Raw genomic sequence first — 18,326 nt, forward strand, 5'->3', positions numbered from 1 at the left:
CCGGCATTTTGCAAAAAAGAATAACGCGCTGATCCAGGTAGAATTTTCGCGGGCTTCAGGAGAATAGCGTGTCGTGCGTCCGGTGCAATAGGCAGAAATGAAAAAACCGCCGATCCTGCCCACATCGTTATACGTGTTGTGGACAAGAGCGGCGGTCTTGAGTTTGGTTTCACACTGTGCGGCAATCAGCGCGACACAGTGTGAATGATTTAGTGTAGACGCTGATCGATTACTCGGCAGCTTCCGGCATTTTACCTTTCTGCGCTGCACGTTCTGTCAGACGCTTCTCAAAATTGGCATTAAACTGCTTTTTCTGTTCCGGGGTCAGAATGTTGTAAATTTTGTTCTGAGTTTCCATATGCGCCAGCATGTTGGCTTTGCGCTGTTCTTCCATCTTCGCAATCTGCGCTTCGGCTTTCGCTTTATCGAAGCTATCGCTGGCGATGATGTCGTGCATTGCACGGCGTTCTTCCAGCGGCGGACGTTTCATCTGATCGCGCTGGCCTTTCATGATTTCGCGGATCTGCTGTTTCTGCGCATCGGTCAGGTTCAGGTCTTTGAACATCATGTCGTGATGCGGGGCGAACTTGCCGTTGTGATGCATCATCGGTTTAGCATCCGCTGGTGCAGCGGTTGTAGTGTCAGCAGCATGAGCCAGGTTCGCAGCACCCAGCGCCAGAGTAGAGGCAACAAACAGAGCAGTCAGTTTACGCATAATTTCTATCCTTTCTTTCAGTTATTTTTACGACACTCATGCGACTCTTATGCAATGTGATGTCGTGTTGACGAGATTAACTTTACCGGCTTAAGCGTCAATTAATCAGAGCAACGGTAAAACAGTGAAAGTGTAAAAAACAAACTTTCATCAATTATGAAGAAAAAAAGAATAAATTGCGGAGAGTTGCAATAAAAAATTACAACAGGATGATTTTTAACGGATTATGAAGAACTATACCTGAACCCTGTTTATTAAGAAAGCAATTCACCAGGAATAATCCGTAATAAATAAAAACAGCACGCAAAAATAAGCCCTAAAGGATAATCCTGCAGGGCGAATATATTGATCACAACTTTTCGAGCATCAATCCGGCACGTAAACCACAGGCCACGTTAGGGTTGGGAAAGAGAACGTATTCAACATCATGGGTGACGATAAAACGTTCATCTCCGTCCTGCGCCAGCAAGGTGCCTTCTTTAAAGGGGGTAAAGTTTAGCGTCTGGTTATCCATGTGGAGAATGAAATCATCGCTACGACGCGTGATTTGCGACACCACGCGATAACGCAGCGGGGATATTTCTCTCGTCGACACCCGTTCACCCCGCAGCAGTTTCTTCAGTGCGTCTGCCGTTTGTGCAAACTGGGTGAGATCGTTTTGTCCAAACGGCAGCGCTTTACCCAGTTCCAACGTACAGGCCAACGCACCAAAATGTTCCCCGCTAAAATGGGTGAACGTGCCGCCAGGCGTCTGATGGAAAACCAGCGCTTCCAGTCCCGCGTCTCCCAGCCATTCAAGGAAATCCTCGTCCCAGGCAACGTTGCGTTGTGGCAATACGCCAAAGCGCAGATGTTGTGAACCGCGAATCGCGGTGTGCAGATCCAGATGCCAGCGCACAGGCTCCTTTGCGCGCGAATAAAAATCTTCCAGACACAGCTCAAGCCCATGGGCTCGGTGCGTTTCTTCACTTGCGGTAAAAATCTGCCACCGACCGCCAAACATACGATTCAGGTCGCTATGACAATATCGTTTTCCCGCAGCCAGCGCCTGCGGGTTTCCCAGAATCACCAGCAGCCGCCATGTCAGTGTCAGCTCGCCGCTAAACAGCCTGGAAAGCAATGAATCGAGTATCTCTACCGGCGCGGTTTCATTGCCATGGATCCCCGCAGACAGCACCAGAGAATGTTCAACGGGTGCAAGCGGCGTCAGTTCCAGAATTCCGTGACCGATCCACTGCCAGTCAAAACCATGAGTGGTTCCTTGCGTTTTCTCTGGAGTGGCGCCTGCGAGCGTGATCGCCAGAAAGTTATCCATGGCGCATCCCCTCCTGCTGGAAAGGATACACTGAGCCGAGGTTGAGCAATTGCGTCAGCGTATCCAGCGCTTCACGCCCCTCGCGCAACAGCTGTGGGTCGGCAAGGTCGGCAGCGGTAAGACGATCGCGATAGTAACGGTCAACCCAGTTATTCAACGTGTTAAACAGCGTGTCGTTCATGATAACCGCCGGATTCACCGCCTGCTGTTCCTGCGGGGTGAGCACCACTCTCAGGCGCAAGCATGCCGGACCACCGCCGTTGGACATACTTTCACGCAGATCGAATACCCGCAGGTCATCGATCGGATTATCTTCCTCGAGAAGCCGGTTCAAATACCGCCACACGCCAGCATGCTCCCGACACTCCTGCGGCAGGACCAGCATCATCGAACCGTCACTACGACTCAGCAACTGACTGTTAAACAGATAAGTGGTCACGGCATCCTGCACCGACACTTCCGCTGTCGGGACTTCCAGCGGGGTAAAACCTACCACCTGGCTGCGCAACTGCTCTAACAATGCCTGCTGTCTGACAAACGCCTGCTGATGACAAAACAGCACCTGGCGATTCGACACCGCAATCACATCGTTATGGAACACACCAAGATCGATAACGTCCGGGTTTTGCTGAGCAAAAATGCGCTGATGTGGGTTGACCTGATTCAGTCGCGCGACCGCCTCGCTGGCCTCACGGGATTGCCTTGCCGGATAGCGCTTCGGTTGGGATGCATTGCCTTCTTCACGACCGTAAACAAACAGCTGTACGCCGGGGTCACCGTAATCTCCACCCAGGCGGTTATGGTTTGCCGCCCCTTCATCGCCAAATAGCGCAACCTGGGGTAACGCACCGTGGACCGCAAAGCTATTCTCATCACGGAAAATCGCCCGTAACAATGCTTCGGTAGTAGGCGCTTCCAGTGAACGGTGGAACTTATTATTCAGATTCGCCACCGTCAGATGCACTTTCCCGTCCAGCGAGTCTGCCGAAGGGCAAACCGTCGCCGCATTCGCTACCCACATAGGCGATGCGGAGCTGGCACTGGAGAGCCAGTGAGGCGCCTGACGCGCCACTTTATCCAGCACCTGTTCGTCACTGCCGCTAAAACCCAACTGACGCAGAACCGGAATATAAGGCCGCTCGTGGGGCGGGATCACCGCCTGAGGAAATCCTGCATCCGCCAGTGCTTTCATCTTTAGCAGACCTTGCTTTGCCGCCAGACGCGGGTTCGACACCTGAAAACGATGTTTGGTTGAGGCCTCATTACCAAATGACAATCCAGCATAGTGGTGAGTTAGCCCCACCAGACCATCAAAATTTACCTCACGGACTTTCATAGCTTATCCTCGCGAGAAAAATCCAGTCCGGGGCTAAGCGCCGTTGGCAGCGTTAGGGCCGGGGATTCCAGACTTGCCATCGGCCAGGCGCAATAATCTGCGGCATACCACGCGCTGGCGCGATGGTTCCCGGAAGCGCCTACACCGCCAAACGGTGCGGTACTCGCAGCGCCGGTTAACGGCTTATTCCAGTTGACGATCCCTGCCCGCGCCTCCAACAGTAGCTGTTCGAACTGGCCGCGATCGGGCGAAACTAACCCACACGACAATCCAAAGCGAGTGTTGTTCGCCATACGAATCGCATCATCAAAGCTGTCATAACGCCAGACGCCGAGCAGCGGACCGAAAACCTCCTCATCAGGTACGTTCCCCGCCCCGGTCAGTTCGATGATTCCAGGGGTCAGCAGTGACGTTCCGGCATTTACCAGACGTGGCGCTAACAGCGTACGGCCGCCCAACGACGCCAGACGCTGCCAGGCATCATAGACGTGTTGCGCTGCTTGTTCGGAAATTAGTCCACCCATAAATGGCTGCGGTTGTGCATCCCAGTTGCCGGGCATTAAACGCTGACTAACCTCCACCAGACGCGTCAGGAACGCATCACCCTGCGCGCCTTTTTTTACGAGCAGGCGGCGGGCACAGGTACAGCGCTGTCCGGCGGTGACAAATGCGGACTGAATGGTCAGATGCACTGCGGCATCAATATCTTCCGGATTCTCAATAATCAGCGGGTTGTTGCCCCCCATCTCCAGGGCAAGGATTTTTTCCGGCTGGCCGGATAACTGCTTATGCAGCTGATAACCGGTATTCGCACTGCCGGTAAACAGCAGGCCATCGAGGTCTTCCAGCGCACTCAGCGCCTGCCCCGTTTCACGTCCGCCCTGCACCAGATTCAGCACGCCCGGCGGCAACCCCGCCTGCTCCCACAGTTTTGATACTGCTTCACCGGTCCACGGCGTCAACTCGCTGGGTTTGAAAATCAACGTATTGCCTGCCAGCAATGCCGGAACAATATGACCATTGGGTAAATGACCGGGGAAGTTATACGGACCAAAAACCGCCAGCACGCCGTGTGGGCGATGGCGCAACGTTGCCGCACCATCCGGTAGTTCACTGTGCTGCTCACCGGTACGGGCATGGTAAGCTTTGACGGAGATGGCGATTTTATTGATCATCGCCGTCAGTTCAGTCGCGGCTTCCCAATGAGGTTTTCCGGTTTCCTTGGCGATAATCTGAGTTAGCTCGGCTTTATTGCTTTCCAGCAATAAAGCAAACTTTTCAACAATAGTCTGGCGTGCGCTGAAAGGCTGTTTAGCCCAACCGGCAAAGGCTGCGCGTGCGGCCTGACACGCTTGCGTCACCTGCGTTGCATCTGCATCATTACCGTGCCACAGCACATCACCGCTTACCGGGTTGGTTTTCACCCGACGCTCGCCCAGCCCCGTCACCCAGTCACCGTTTATCCATAGTGTCATACTGTTTTCTCCTCTGCACAAAGACGTACAAAACGTACATGGTCGCCAGCGTGGCATTTCAGGGCGTCCAGTTGCGCCGCCGTCAGCACCAGACGTTGGGTATCCGGGTCTGCGCGAACCAGCATGACGCGGAAGTTTTGATAGTTTTCATTGGCAACCAGACAGGCCGGATAATCACCGGTTGCTGGCTGACCTTCCGCCACTTCCACCAGCCTGCTTTTACGAATAGCCCGAACCCGGTCGATATCGCATTCCAGCGTTGGCCCACCGTCGAAAATATCGACATAGTTGCGGTAGCGAAATCCTTCTTTCTCCAGCACCGCCCGCGCTGGGGCAGTTTGCGGATGCACCTGACCAATCACGCCTTGCGCTTCATCAGACAGAAAATGGGTATAAATAGGATGCTTGGGCATCAGTTCAGCAATAAAGGCTTTCTGCCCTGTCCCGCAGAGAAAATCCGCCCGGCTGAACTCCATTGAGAAAAAGCGTTTACCGAGGCTTTGCCAGAACGGCGAGTAACCGTGCTCATCAATCACGCCGCGCATTTCGGCCACGACTTTCTCATTAAATCGGTCGCGAAAGGCCGCCATAAACATAAAGCGCGATTTTGACAGCAAATAGCCGTTGCCTTCTTTTCGCCAGTCCGGATCGAGAAACAGAGTACAAAGCTCGCTGCTACCTGTGTGATCGTTACTCAGAAACAACGTCGGCAGCGCGTTATAGACATTCAGCTCTTTCGAGGCGTGGACAAGGGTACCAACCCGGTAGTTGTACCAGGGATCGTTAAGCCCTACCGCCACCTCAATGGCGCAAATCCCGGCCACGGTTCCGCTGGTACTGTCTTCAAGCACAAACACATATCCCTGCTCACTTTTTGGCAACTCACCGCGCCAGGTTTGGAGTGAACGTTCGATACGCGCCATCAGCGTAGCTTCATTCGCCGGTAGCGAGGTCAACCCGCCGCCGGTCTTACTGGCAAGCTGCATCAACGCGGTGATATCCGCGCGTTCAATGGGACGAATCACCATCATGATGAACCCCCTGCTTTAATGCGTTCGCAGGCCAGCGCAAAGCGATCCAGTCCGGTGGCGACTTCTTCTTCGCTGACGTTGAGCGCTGGCGCAAAACGCACCACGTTAGCGCCAGCGATCAGTACCATCACCCCGGCAACAGCCGCTTCTTGCGAGATGAGTTTCGCTTTCCCGGCAAATTCCGCGTTCAGCACGCAGCCGATCAGCAGTCCGAGTCCACGAATTTCACTAAACAGTCCAAAACGTTCGTTAATGGCGTTTATACGCTCCACAAACCAGTCGTGGCGCTGTTTTACTCCGTTGAGCACTTCTGGTGTATTCACAATTTCCAGCAATTTACCTGCCACCGCCGTCGCCAGCGGGTTTCCGCCGTACGTTGTACCATGTGTACCAACCGTCATCACACTGGCGCAACGCTCTGTCGCCAGCAGTGCGCCGATGGGGAAACCACCGCCCAGCGCTTTTGCTGTCGTCAGCAGATCCGGCGTCACGCCGTAGTGCATATAGGCATACAGCTCCCCGGTACGGCCAACGCCGGTCTGAACTTCATCAAAAATCAGCAGCGCATTATGGCGATCGCATAACTCACGTAGCCCCTGCAAAAAGGCTTTTGTTGCCGGTACCACACCGCCTTCACCCTGCACAGGCTCCACGATAACCGCACAAGTAGTGTCATCAATCAGTTGGCTGGCAGAATCGAGATCGTTGTATACGGCATGACGGATATCCGGCGGCAGCGGCGCGAAATCCTGTGAGTAGGCAGGTTGTCCTCCGGCGCTGACGGTAAACAGCGTGCGGCCATGGAAAGCATTTTTAAACGCTACAATCCCGCTCTTCTGGCTGCCAAAACGATCGTGGGCATATTTACGCGCCAGTTTTAGTGCCGCTTCGTTGGCTTCTGCGCCGGAGTTACAGAAGAAAATGCGCTCGGCGAAGGTGGCGTCAATCAGCTTTTTCGCCAGACGCAGTACCGGCTCGTTGGTGTAGCCATTTCCCGTATGCCAGAATTTGCTCGCCTGGTCGTTTAATGCCTCGCGCAATGCCGGGTGGGCGTGACCCAGCGCGTTAACCGCAATGCCTCCCGCGAAATCGATATACTCTTTACCCTGTTGATCCCACAGACGTGAACCTTCACCCCGCACCGGAATAAAAGGGGCCGGAGCATATACGGGCATCATCCATTCATCAAATTTTTCACGCGTAATTGACAGAGACATAGCGACCTCAACGGTAAATAAAAGGTTATTTATATGTTAATAAATATAGTGTTTGCGGTGTAAATGTAGATTGCAGGGTTCGTGCCAGCCAGCGAAAAAAGTGCATAAACGGAGGTCGATGACGGAATATCAACAGGTTACAACGTGGCGATATTCACTGCATGTGCATATAAAGTGAATATGTTTGCGCATCAGGCGACTAAACAGAGGAAAAAACGCAGTTTTATTCAGTCGCCAAATATAATTCTGGAATTGTGATCGTATACGAAATTTTTCGGAAATTATTGCTCCATTCCGACGCGCTTCGCGCCAAAACGGTGCAGTTTTTGCTCCATCGTTAACACCATTAGCAATCATTGTTGGAATCAGGTGACAAGAAGCAGTCAGCCTGCAGAAATTCTGCTACCATCCTTGCACTATTCATCTTGCAAAGTGGCAGCGACTATGAAATTTGTCTCTTTTAATATCAACGGCCTGCGTGCCCGTCCCCATCAACTGGCAGCCATTGTCGAAAAACACCAACCGGATGTTATTGGCTTACAGGAGACAAAAGTCCACGACGATATGTTCCCTCTCGAAGAGGTAGCAAAGCTCGGTTACAACGTCTTTTATCACGGCCAGAAAGGTCATTACGGCGTGGCGCTGTTAACGAAAGAAACGCCAATTGCGGTACGTCGTGGCTTCCCGGGCGATGACGAAGAAGCGCAGCGTCGTATCATCATGGCAGAAATTCCGTCCCCTCTGGGCAGCATCACGGTGATCAACGGCTATTTCCCGCAGGGCGAAAGCCGTGACCATGAAACCAAATTCCCGGCCAAAGCCGCGTTTTATCAGAACCTGCAAAACTATCTGGAGACTGAACTGAAGCGCGACAATCCGGTATTGATCATGGGCGATATGAATATTAGCCCAACCGATCTCGATATCGGCATTGGCGAAGAAAACCGTAAACGCTGGCTGCGTACCGGTAAATGTTCCTTCCTGCCGGAGGAGCGTGAGTGGATGGAACGCCTGCTGGGCTGGGGTCTGGTGGATACTTACCGTCACGCAAATCCTGAAAAGAATGACCAGTTCTCGTGGTTCGACTATCGCTCAAAAGGCTTTGACGATAACCGTGGCCTGCGTATCGATCTGCTGCTGGCGAGCAACCCATTGGCGGAACGCTGCGAAGAAACCGGCATCGACTATGAAATTCGCAGCATGGAAAAACCGTCCGACCATGCGCCTGTATGGGCTAAATTCCGCGTCTGACCTTCTGCGTCTTTTTACTCTCCAGGCCCGGTCTGGAGAGTCTGTTTATTCTGTGCAAAATCAATAAAGTGACGGTAATACATTGTTACGGCCGGGAATTTATTATATCTTCGCGCGCGCTTTTCGCTGATGAAAATGCTCCATTGCACTCGGTTTTACAGGAGACCCCCCATGAAAAAGAAGTTCGCATAAAGCAGAATACCGGCTGCTGATTGTCGCGGTCCTGTTCTGCGTTCTGGCGGGAGTTTTCCATCATTATGGTCTGACCGACCTGATAACCAATTTCCATCATTTACAAGACGTCATCCGCCAAAGCGGTATGTTCGGCTATACGCTTTATATCCTGCTGTTTATTGTTGCTGCGCTGTGTCTGATCCCAGGCAGCATCCTGGTGATCGTCGGCGGTGTGCTGTTTGGCCCCGTGGCTGGGACGCTTATCTCGTTAGTGGCAGCAACCGTGGCCTCGGCGCTGTCGTTTTTGCTGGCTCGCTGGCTTGGACGGGATCTACTACTGAAATATGTTGGGCACACGGCGACGTTTCAGGCTATCGAAAAAGGCATTGCCCATAGCGGAGTAGACTTTCTGATCCTGACCCGGCTCGTGCCGCTGTTCCCCTATAATATTCAAAATTACGCCTATGGGCTGACGGCCATTCCGTTCTGGTCATTTACCGTAATATCGGCACTTACCACCTTACCCGGCATCTTTATCTATACGCTGATGTCGCATGAACTCGCCAGCGAAGGCATTACCCTGGTATTCATCGGTAAGCTCAGCGTAGCAGGGCTGGCGTTATTCGCCCTCGTTCAGGCAGCCAAAGCCTGGGCCCGATATAAGCATATCGATCCGTCAGCCAACCATGAGTGTACAGGTAAATGATAAAACGGAATAAAGCGCGGCTGGCTCGCTATTACCGGGTGGGTTTGATTGCTCTGCTACTGCTCGGGCTAATGGCATGGGCATGGATACCTGGCGTGAGTGATTTTCTCCACGGCAGCCTGGCAGCATTTACCACACTCGATCAGCATGCTCTGGAAAACTTTATTCGTTCTTATGGAACCCAGGCGGCGGTGGTGTCGTTCTTCCTGATGATCTTACAGGCCATCGTTGCACCGCTTCCTGCGTTTGTGATCACGTTTGCCAATGCCTCGCTGTTTGGCGCATTTTGGGGCGGCGTACTATCCTGGAGCAGCGCAATGGCAGGTGCGGCGCTGTGCTTTTTTATTGCCCGCATTTTAGGTCGCGGTGCGGTAGAAAAGCTGACCGGAAAAACGGTGCTGAACAATATGGACGCTTTTTTCGAGCGCTATGGTAAGCACACTATTCTGGTCTGCCGCCTGTTACCTTTTGTGCCGTTCGACCCGGTAAGCTACGCGGCAGGCCTGACCTCAATTCGTTTTCGCCATTTTTTCATCGCCACCGGCATCGGACAGTTACCCGCCACTATCGTCTACTCATGGGCGGGAAGCCTGTTAACCGGCGGCACATTTTGGTTTGTGACGGGTCTGTTTGTCCTGTTTGCCCTAAGCGTGGTGATATCGGTGACGAGAAGCCTTTATCTTGAGCGCCAACGGAAAAAAAGCTGAGACCTTCCCCCATTTTTAACCATGGAGATATTATGCGTTACTGCTTATTGTGTCTGAGTTTGTTGCTCTGCCCGCTGGCGACGTTTGCCCAGGACGCCAGCTGGCAACAAATCAAAAATGACGCCCGTGGTCAAACGGTGTGGTTCAACGCCTGGGGTGGCGACAATGCAGTTAACCAGTATCTCGACTGGGTTAGCGGCGAGATGAAAACGCACTACGACATTAACCTGAAAATCGTGCGCCTGGCAGACGCTGCCGATGCCGTAAAACGCATCCAGACGGAAGCGGCATCCGGGCGAAAAACCGGCGGCTCTGTCGATTTACTGTGGGTTAACGGCGAAAACTTCCGTACGCTAAAAGAAGCCGGGCTACTGCAAACCCAGTGGGCGCAAACGCTGCCTAACTGGCGCTATGTTGATACACAAAAACCGGTGACCGAAGATTTCTCCGTTCAAACAGAGGGGGCTGAATCACCGTGGGGCGGTGCCCAACTCACTTTTATTGCCCGGCGCGATCTTACCGCGCAGCCGCCACAATCTCCGCAGGCACTGTTTAAATTCGCGCAGGCGCACCCTGGCACGGTGACCTATCCACGCCCGCCCGACTTTACTGGAACGGCTTTTCTTGAGCAGTTGCTAATTTCGCTCACCACCAAACCACAGGCATTGAAAGTTGCGCCAGATACAGCGATATTCGCCGAAGTTACCGCGCCATTGTGGCAGTATCTTGATACTTTGCATCCTGTACTTTGGCGTGAAGGCAAAGATTTTCCGCCCACGCCAGCACGAATGGATGCACTGCTCAATAGCGGTACCCTGCGTTTATCATTGACCTTTAACCCGGCCCACGCGCAGCAAAAAGTGGCGAGCGGCGAATTGCCTAAAAGCAGCTACAGTTTTGGTTTCTCACAGGGCATGCTCGGCAACGTGCACTTTGTTGCCATTCCGGCGAATGCCCACGCCAGTGCCGGAGCAAAAGTCGTGGCAAACTTCCTGCTTTCTCCTGAAGCACAACTGCGCAAAGCTGACCCGGCTGTCTGGGGAGATCCTTCGGTGCTTGATCCACAAAAATTGCCTGACGAACAGCGTGATGCGCTGCTGGCGCGGATCCCACAGGGGCTCCCTGCCGTGTTGCCAGAACCGCATGCAGCCTGGGTAAACGCTCTGGAACAAGAATGGTTACGCCGCTACGGTACGCATTAATTCTGCTACTCTGGGCCATCATGGCGGCAGTTTATCTGCCGTTGGCGCCAGCGGCATGGTCTCTGATAACACCGGCGCTTAGTACCACACACTGGCTGGCGCTCTTTGCCGATCCTCAACTCCCGCAGGCGTTACTGGCAACACTGGTTTCCGTCGGCCTCGCGGCTGGGGGCGCGCTGATCATCGCGCTGCTGGCGATCCTCGCCGTGTGGCCCGGCGCAGGCTGGGTACGTCTGTATACGCGTCTTCCTTGGCTGCTGGCAATTCCGCACGTTGCCTTCGCCACCAGCGTGCTGTTGGTTTTTGCTGAAGGCGGCATACTTTGGCAATGGCTCCCGTTCCTCAGCCCACAGCCGGACCGCTACGGCATTGGACTTGGCGTAACGCTGGCGGTGAAAGAGAGCGCTTTTTTGTTATGGATTCTCTCGGCCCTACTGAGTGAGAAACAACTTTCTCAGCAGGTTATCGTATTGGATTCGCTGGGTTACAGCCGACTGCAATGCCTGAACTGGCTGGTTCTGCCCGCTATCGGCCCGGCATTAGGTAAAGCTATGCTGGCGATTGTTGCCTGGTCACTCTCCGTTGTTGATGTGGCAATCGTTCTTGGCCCCGGCAATCCGCCAACGCTTGCCGTATTGAGCTGGCAGTGGCTCAGTCAGGGCGACGTCGAACAGCAGGCGAAAGGCGCACTTGCCAGTCTGTTACTGGTGCTGTTGCTCCTTGTTATCGCGCTGGTGGGTTATCTGCTCTGGCGTGCCTGGCGACATACTATTCCGGCAGTAAACGGTGAACGCCAGCATTTTTCATCTATGACAATCGCACGCCCGCTGGTACAGATTTTGCCCGTCAGCGGTGTGGTATGCGCGCTGGTACTGGCGCTTATCGCCAGCTATTCCTCGCTAAACAACGAGGCGCTCAGCAATAGCCTGCAACTGGGGCTCCTTTCCAGCGTGCTGGCGCTACTGATACTTTTTGCCTGGCTGGAATGGGGTCCACAAACCGGACACCGCTGGGTCTGGCTACCGCTCATTTTGCCTGCGCTACCGCTGGTAACCGGACAATATCTGCTGGCGTTAGATGCCGAACAAGATGGACTGATGACGACCATTATCTGGGGCCACCTGCTGTGGGTGATGCCCTGGATGCTATTTGTGCTTAAACCGGCTTGGCAGCGCATTGACCCACGATTAATTTTGATTGCGCAAACCCTGGGCTGGACGCGGGGGCGGATATTCTGGCTGGTGAAATGCCCGCAGCTGGCGCGCCCGGCATTGATTGCCTTCGCGGTTGGCTTCTCGGTCAGTATCGCCCAGTATATGCCAACGCTGTGGCTAGGTGCCGGACGCTATTCCACGCTGACCACCGAAGCGGTGGCATTAAGCAGCGGCGGTAGCAGTGCGATTCTGGCAACACAAGCGTTGTGGCAGCTTCTTCTACCACTGCTCGTTTTCGCACTCACGGCGTTTCTTGCCGCGTGGATCGGCCGCTTTCGACAAGGACTCCGCTAATGCTTACCGTACGAGGCGTTTCGTTGTACCAGGGCGCGAAAGCGCTGGTGAAGGACGTTAATTTTCAGGTTAACAAAAGTGACATTGTCACTATTATGGGACCTTCCGGCAGCGGGAAGTCTTCGCTGTTTTCGTGGATGATCGGGGCGTTGTCTCCTCATTTTCAGGCCTCCGGCGAACTGTGGCTCAATGACCGACGCATCGACACGTTACCTACCGCGCAGCGCCAGATTGGCATTTTGTTCCAGGATGCGCTGCTGTTTGACCATTTCAGCGTTGGGCAGAATTTACTGCTGGCCCTACCCGCCAGCCTGCAAGGTCCCACCAGACGCCATGAGGTTGAATGCGCTCTCGCACGCGCTGACCTGGCAGGTTTTTATTCGCGCGATCCGGCGTCACTCTCCGGCGGACAACGCTCGCGTGTCGCCCTGCTCCGCGCGCTCCTGGCACAGCCCCAGACACTGTTACTTGATGAACCCTTTAGCAGGCTGGATGCGTCGCTACGCGATACCTTTCGCCAATGGGTCTTCACCGAGGTGCGTAAGCTGGGGATCCCGGTGGTACAGGTGACCCATGACGCGCAGGACGTCCCGCCAGCAGGCCGCGTATTTCAGATGGAAAACTGGGCGTGAATGTGGCGATATGCTGCGTTAACGCAAGGTTTTTACGTAACTGACGGCACAGAATGTCGTCTTCTTTTTTTCAACGTCGGGCTATTCGATGAAACGTGTTTCTCAAATGACCGCGCTGGCACTGGCTTTAGGGCTCGCTTGCGCTTCTTCCTGGGCTGCTGAAACAGCACAGACGCTCACCCTCAACCAGTTACAGCAAAAGCAAGGCGCGGCGATCGATACCCGTCAGAGCGCTTTTTACAACGGTTGGCCGCAATCGCTCAATGGTCCTTCAGGACACGAACCTTCCGCACTGAATCTGTCTGCCGCCTGGCTCGACAAGATGAATGATGAACAACTCAGCGCCTGGGTTAAGTCACATCAACTTAAGACCGACGCTCCGGTGGCGCTGTATGGCCGTGATAACGACATGCAGGCCGTTAAATCCCGTCTGCAAAAAGTTGGCTTTAACCATATCTCAACCCTCAGCGATGCGCTGACAGATCCTGTGCGTCTGCAACGTCTGCCGCACTTCGAACAGTTGGTTTACCCACAGTGGCTGCACGAACTTCAGCAGGGTAAAGACGTGACTGCCAAACCAGCGGGTAACTGGAAAGTGATTGAAGCCGCCTGGGGCGCGCCGAAGTTGTATCTGCTCAGCCACATCCCCGGCGCGGGTTACATTGATACCAATGAAGTTGAAAGCGAACCGCTGTGGAATAAGGTTTCCGATGAGCAGCTTAAAGCGATGCTGGCGAAACACGGTATCCGCCACGACACCACGGTAATTTTATACGGCCGCGATGTCTATGCCGCCGCACGCGTGGCACAAATTATGTTGTACGCAGGCGTGAAAGACGTTCGTCTGCTCGACGGCGGTTGGCAAACCTGGTCCGACTCAGGTTTACCGGTCGAACGCGGCACTCCGCCAACGGTGAAACCAGAACCTGATTTCGGCGTGAAAATCCCTGCCCAGCCGCAGCTGATGCTCGATATGGAACAGGCTCGCGGTCTGCTGCATCGCCAGGATGCGTCTTTAGTAAGCATTCGTTCATGGCCAGAATTTGTCGGTACTACCAGCGGCTACAGCTACATTAAGCCAAAAGGTGAGATCGCAGGCGCACGTTGGGGCCACGCGGGCAGCGACTCCACCCACATGGAAGATTTCCATAACCCGGATGGCACCATGCGCAGCGCGGATGACATCGCCGCCATGTGGAAGCAATGGAATATCCTGCCGAATCAACAGGTCTCTTTCTATTGTGGTACCGGCTGGCGTGCTTCAGAAACGTTTATGTATGCCCGCGCGATGGGCTGGAAAAACGTCTCTGTTTACGATGGTGGCTGGTACGAGTGGAGCAGCAATCCGAAAAACCCGGTAGCCAGCGGTGAACGGGGTCCGGACGCCAGCAAGTAAGACTGGCATTATTGCCGGATGCGGCGAGAACGCTTTACCCAGCCTGGATATATCATCGTTGTAGGCCGGATAAGCGAAGCGCATCCGGCAACGCATTACCTTACGCCTGACGCTGAACGGTTTTCAGCGTCAGATATCCGCTCCAGATCCGGGTGAACGTTGTCATCCAGCACAGCGCGCCAAAGACCCACGCCAGCACGGCAAAATAGTCCGGGAACAGACACCCCAACACAAACAGCAAAATTGTCTCAGTTCCTTCGGTCAGCCCGCCAAGATAATAAAACGATTTATGCGCGTAACCGGGGTTATCAATCTGATGTTTTGCTGCCAGTGCGGCGAAAGCCAGAAAGCTGCTACCGGTGCCAATAAACGCGAACAACAGCCAACTGCCTGCCAGCGCATTTTGCGCCGGAGCGGCAAGAATAAAACCAAACGGCACAAGGGCGTAAAACAAAAAATCGAGCGAGATATCGAGAAATCCGCCGGCGTCGGATAGTCCTCTGCGCCGCGCCAGCGCCCCATCCAGTCCGTCAAACAACCGATTGAGTAAAATGGCCACCAGCGCCGCCAGATACCAGCCTAACGCCAGAAATGGCAACGCCAGCACGCCAATGGCAAATCCGACCAGCGTAAGTCCGTCCGGGGTAATCGCCGGTTTATCAATAATACTTACGCACCGATGCAACAGCGGTTTTAATCGTGGATGAAGATGGCGGTCAAGCATGCGGGCGTCCTTTAAAACTGTCACACAGTCCCTGCGAGGGAATATCGAGAGCGGCATTAAAACGCGCCGAGAGATTTTGAAACGCAATCAGCGCGGTCATTTCCGTAATGGCAACATCGGTAAAATGCTGCTTCATCTGAGCTTTCAGCGCATCGTCAACCTGTGGAGGCGTTGCGGTAACCGCATCGGCATAGGCCAGCGCTACGCGTTCTTCAGCGCTAAACAGCGTCGAATCTTGCCAGTTGACAACCTGCATGACTTTATCCAGCGCGCCACAGCGTTCTGCCAGCCGTAAACTATTCGCATCAACACAGAAAGCACAGTGGCAGACCTGAGAAACGCGGGTCATCAACAGCGCGCGCATCACCGGCGTTAAGCGCGCCTTTTTACGCTCCAGAAACCCGACAAACAGCGCCACCAGCCAGAACAGAAACGGCATCCGCCCCCACCAGCGCGTGGGATGCAGCACATCGCCATAATGTTTTTTCTGCGTGGCAACGAGCGGTTTTAAACTGGAAGGGATACGCGTTAACGGCTTTACCCACGACTGAGGTTCGTTCAACGGTGACTCCTGAATACTTTAGATAAAACAAAGATAACGATAGTATGTCATTTTCTGCTGTTAGATCTTGATGAATATGATGAAAACCCTCGACGTGGTCGCCGCTATCATTGAACGTGATGGCAAAATTTTACTGGCTCAGCGTCCGCTTCATGCGGATCAGTCAGGCATGTGGGAGTTTGCCGGGGGTAAGGTTGAGCCGGGCGAAAGTCAGCCCGAGGCGCTGATCCGTGAATTGCGTGAAGAGTTGGGCATTGAGGCGGTCGTGGGGCGCTACATTGCCAGTCATCAACGCGAGGTTTCAGGCCGATTGATTCACCTACACGCCTGGCATGTGCCGTCTTTTCAGGGGGAATTGAGAGCATTTGAACATCAGGATATCGTCTGGTGCTCACCTGAAGAGGCGCTGCGTTATCCACTGGCGCCCGCCGATATCCCGTTGTTAGAGGCGTTTATCCTTTTACGCGCCGCCAGACCAGCGGATTCGTGCTGATCGTTTTATCATCTCGCTGGCACTGCAACAGAACGCCATCGGCTTTAATCACCGCCCCTTCAGAGTAGTTTTGATCCTGATAAATACAGCACTGGCTACAGGGCTGTGCCCGTTGACCGCTGGAACTGAACACTTCCGGCGGTACATTCACCTGCACATCCGGGCGATAAAGCTGATTTGCCATCGTCGCGCTGGACACCAGAACCAACGCTCCTGCCATGATTAAACGGCGCATTGTGTTTCCTTTTTAACTGACATTTATGCTCAGTATAACGGTATAAATCGGCAGAAACTTTAGTCCCTTCCATCATCGTTTTTGGTTATGACCCACGGCGCAATATTAATTTACTTAGCGGGGTTAATTTTTTCTTGCGTCACGTCACACTGCTGATGGTATAGTCAAAAACTGCACAACACATAACATAAATATCAAAAATATAACCATATCAATACATAAGAGGTTCTTATATCTATGGATCAGACATGTTCTCTGGAGTCATTTCTCAACCATGTGCAAAAGCGCGACCCGAATCAGACCGAGTTCGCGCAAGCCGTTCGTGAGGTAATGACGACGCTGTGGCCCTTTCTTGAGCAGAACCCGCGTTATCGTCAGATGTCGTTGCTGGAACGTCTGGTTGAACCGGAGCGCGTGATCCAGTTCCGCGTAGTTTGGCTGGACGATCGCAATCAGGTGCAGGTCAACCGCGCGTGGCGCGTACAGTTTAGCTCTGCCATTGGCCCGTACAAAGGCGGTATGCGTTTCCACCCTTCCGTGAACCTGTCTATCCTGAAATTCCTGGGTTTCGAGCAGACCTTTAAGAACGCCCTCACCACGCTGCCAATGGGCGGTGGTAAAGGCGGGAGCGATTTCGATCCGAAAGGTAAAAGCGAAGGCGAAATCATGCGTTTCTGCCAGGCACTGATGACCGAACTGTTCCGCCATTTAGGTCCTGATACCGACGTCCCGGCGGGCGATATCGGCGTGGGTGGTCGTGAAGTCGGCTTTATGGCCGGGATGATGAAAAAACTGTCCAACAACAGCGCCTGCGTCTTTACCGGTAAAGGTCTCTCTTTTGGCGGCAGCCTGATCCGCCCGGAAGCCACCGGCTACGGTCTGGTGTACTTCACCGAAGCAATGCTCAAACGCCATGGTCTGGGCTTTGAAGGCATGCGCGTGGCGGTTTCTGGCTCCGGCAACGTGGCGCAATTCGCCATTGAGAAAGCCATGGAGTTTGGCGCGCGGGTAGTTACCGCCTCTGATTCCAGCGGTACCGTGGTTGACGAAAGCGGATTTACTAAAGAAAAACTGGCGCGTCTGTGTGCGATCAAAGACAGCCGTGACGGTCGCGTGGCGGATTACGCCCGTGAGTTTGGTCTGACCTATCTGGAAGGCAAACAACCGTGGTCGGTTCCGGTCGACATCGCCCTGCCGTGCGCCACTCAGAACGAACTGGATGTCGATGCAGCGCGCGTACTGATCGCCAACGGCGTGAAAGCTGTCGCCGAAGGGGCAAACATGCCGACCACTATCGAGGCCACAGATCTGTTCCTCGAAGCGGGCGTACTGTTCGCACCGGGTAAAGCCGCAAACGCCGGTGGCGTAGCGACATCCGGTCTGGAAATGGCGCAAAACGCCGCTCGTCTGGGCTGGAAAGCGGAGAAAGTGGATGCGCGCCTGCACCACATCATGCTGGATATTCACCATGCCTGCGTTGAATACGGCGGCGAAAGCAAGCATACCAACTACGTACGTGGCGCCAACATCGCGGGCTTCGTGAAGGTTGCCGACGCGATGTTGGGTCAGGGCGTGATTTAATTCAGAACTGTTGTTTCCGTAGACCTGATAAGCGTCGCGCCATCAGGCATTGCCGGATGCGGCACA

General features: G+C 54.0%; 18 protein-coding genes. 9 read left to right on the forward strand and 9 right to left on the reverse strand.

What is annotated here, in order from left to right; all coding sequences use genetic code 11:
- Positions 1-229 precede the first annotated feature (229 nt).
- The 6 genes from spy to astC all read right to left on the reverse strand — a co-directional run bounded on the left by spy (position 230) and on the right by astC (position 7,089).
- Positions 230-715: an ATP-independent periplasmic protein-refolding chaperone Spy gene (gene spy / locus OGY18_RS01775; RefSeq protein WP_003832537.1), complete on the reverse strand. Its 486-nt coding sequence runs from the start codon at positions 713-715 to the stop codon at positions 230-232.
- A gap of 349 nt (positions 716-1,064) precedes the next feature.
- Entirely contained in the window at positions 1,065-2,030 is a 966-nt protein-coding gene (astE, locus tag OGY18_RS01780; RefSeq protein WP_286551445.1) for a succinylglutamate desuccinylase, read from the reverse strand.
- Positions 2,023-3,366 (reverse strand): N-succinylarginine dihydrolase, encoded by a 1,344-nt coding sequence (gene astB, locus OGY18_RS01785; RefSeq protein ID WP_149384632.1) that lies wholly within the window; start codon positions 3,364-3,366, stop codon positions 2,023-2,025. The genes astE and astB overlap by 8 nt, the downstream gene beginning before the upstream one ends.
- A complete protein-coding gene (astD, locus tag OGY18_RS01790) occupies positions 3,363-4,841 on the reverse strand; it encodes a succinylglutamate-semialdehyde dehydrogenase (RefSeq protein WP_286551449.1) in 1,479 nt (492 codons plus the stop codon). The genes astB and astD overlap by 4 nt, the downstream gene beginning before the upstream one ends.
- Positions 4,838-5,872 carry an arginine N-succinyltransferase gene (gene astA / locus OGY18_RS01795; protein ID WP_286551452.1) on the reverse strand — a complete coding sequence of 345 codons (1,035 nt, stop codon included), beginning with the start codon at positions 5,870-5,872 and terminating at the stop codon, positions 4,838-4,840. The genes astD and astA overlap by 4 nt, the downstream gene beginning before the upstream one ends.
- Positions 5,869-7,089, reverse strand: a complete 1,221-nt coding sequence (gene astC, locus OGY18_RS01800) for a succinylornithine/acetylornithine transaminase (RefSeq protein WP_149280856.1) — start codon at positions 7,087-7,089, stop codon at positions 5,869-5,871. Before astC ends, astA begins: the two co-directional genes overlap by 4 nt.
- A gap of 444 nt (positions 7,090-7,533) precedes the next feature.
- Here astC and xthA point away from each other — a divergent pair, with 444 nt between their 5' ends.
- From xthA to OGY18_RS01835, 7 genes are all read left to right on the forward strand, one after another.
- Positions 7,534-8,340, forward strand: a complete 807-nt coding sequence (gene xthA / locus OGY18_RS01805) for an exodeoxyribonuclease III (RefSeq protein ID WP_003030642.1) — start codon at positions 7,534-7,536, stop codon at positions 8,338-8,340.
- A 223-nt stretch (positions 8,341-8,563) separates the two neighbouring features.
- On the forward strand, positions 8,564-9,220 hold the full coding sequence (locus OGY18_RS01810; RefSeq protein WP_170974252.1) for a TVP38/TMEM64 family protein: 657 nt from the start codon (positions 8,564-8,566) through the stop codon (positions 9,218-9,220).
- Positions 9,217-9,927, forward strand: coding sequence for a TVP38/TMEM64 family protein (locus tag OGY18_RS01815; RefSeq protein ID WP_286551454.1), 711 nt, complete (start codon positions 9,217-9,219; stop codon positions 9,925-9,927). Before OGY18_RS01810 ends, OGY18_RS01815 begins: the two co-directional genes overlap by 4 nt.
- Positions 9,928-9,959: 32 nt before the next feature.
- Complete coding sequence (locus OGY18_RS01820) at positions 9,960-11,129, forward strand: ABC transporter substrate-binding protein (RefSeq protein ID WP_286551455.1); 1,170 nt, start codon at positions 9,960-9,962, stop codon at positions 11,127-11,129.
- On the forward strand, positions 11,102-12,637 hold the full coding sequence (locus OGY18_RS01825; RefSeq protein WP_286551457.1) for an ABC transporter permease family protein: 1,536 nt from the start codon (positions 11,102-11,104) through the stop codon (positions 12,635-12,637). Before OGY18_RS01820 ends, OGY18_RS01825 begins: the two co-directional genes overlap by 28 nt.
- Complete coding sequence (locus OGY18_RS01830; protein ID WP_286551459.1) at positions 12,637-13,269, forward strand: ATP-binding cassette domain-containing protein; 633 nt, start codon at positions 12,637-12,639, stop codon at positions 13,267-13,269. The genes OGY18_RS01825 and OGY18_RS01830 overlap by 1 nt, the downstream gene beginning before the upstream one ends.
- Positions 13,270-13,357: 88 nt before the next feature.
- Complete coding sequence (locus tag OGY18_RS01835; RefSeq protein ID WP_286551460.1) at positions 13,358-14,665, forward strand: sulfurtransferase; 1,308 nt, start codon at positions 13,358-13,360, stop codon at positions 14,663-14,665.
- Between the two features lie 100 nt (positions 14,666-14,765).
- Here OGY18_RS01835 and OGY18_RS01840 read toward each other — a convergent pair whose 3' ends face one another.
- Positions 14,766-15,389 (reverse strand): CDP-alcohol phosphatidyltransferase family protein, encoded by a 624-nt coding sequence (locus tag OGY18_RS01840; protein WP_286551478.1) that lies wholly within the window; start codon positions 15,387-15,389, stop codon positions 14,766-14,768.
- A complete protein-coding gene (locus OGY18_RS01845) occupies positions 15,382-15,951 on the reverse strand; it encodes a carboxymuconolactone decarboxylase family protein (RefSeq protein WP_003832506.1) in 570 nt (189 codons plus the stop codon). The genes OGY18_RS01840 and OGY18_RS01845 overlap by 8 nt, the downstream gene beginning before the upstream one ends.
- A 79-nt stretch (positions 15,952-16,030) precedes the next feature.
- Between OGY18_RS01845 and OGY18_RS01850 the strand changes: the two genes are divergently transcribed.
- Positions 16,031-16,444 (forward strand): pyrimidine (deoxy)nucleoside triphosphate diphosphatase, encoded by a 414-nt coding sequence (locus tag OGY18_RS01850; protein ID WP_126956334.1) that lies wholly within the window; start codon positions 16,031-16,033, stop codon positions 16,442-16,444.
- On the opposite strand, the gene OGY18_RS01855 is transcribed toward OGY18_RS01850, so the two are convergent.
- The gene (locus OGY18_RS01855; protein WP_197971219.1) at positions 16,404-16,664 is read right to left on the reverse strand and encodes a YnjH family protein; all 261 of its coding nucleotides are present in this window, start codon (positions 16,662-16,664) and stop codon (positions 16,404-16,406) included. The two genes, OGY18_RS01850 and OGY18_RS01855, sit on opposite strands and share 41 nt — an antisense overlap.
- Positions 16,665-16,916: 252 nt before the next feature.
- On the opposite strand from OGY18_RS01855, the gene gdhA reads away from it, so the two are divergent.
- The gene (gene gdhA / locus OGY18_RS01860; protein ID WP_148362077.1) at positions 16,917-18,260 is read left to right on the forward strand and encodes an NADP-specific glutamate dehydrogenase; all 1,344 of its coding nucleotides are present in this window, start codon (positions 16,917-16,919) and stop codon (positions 18,258-18,260) included.
- The last annotated feature ends 66 nt before the right edge of the window (positions 18,261-18,326 follow it).

Source organism: Citrobacter sp. Cpo142 (genome assembly GCF_030332425.1).
Classification (GTDB): Bacteria; Pseudomonadota; Gammaproteobacteria; order Enterobacterales; family Enterobacteriaceae; genus Citrobacter; species Citrobacter portucalensis.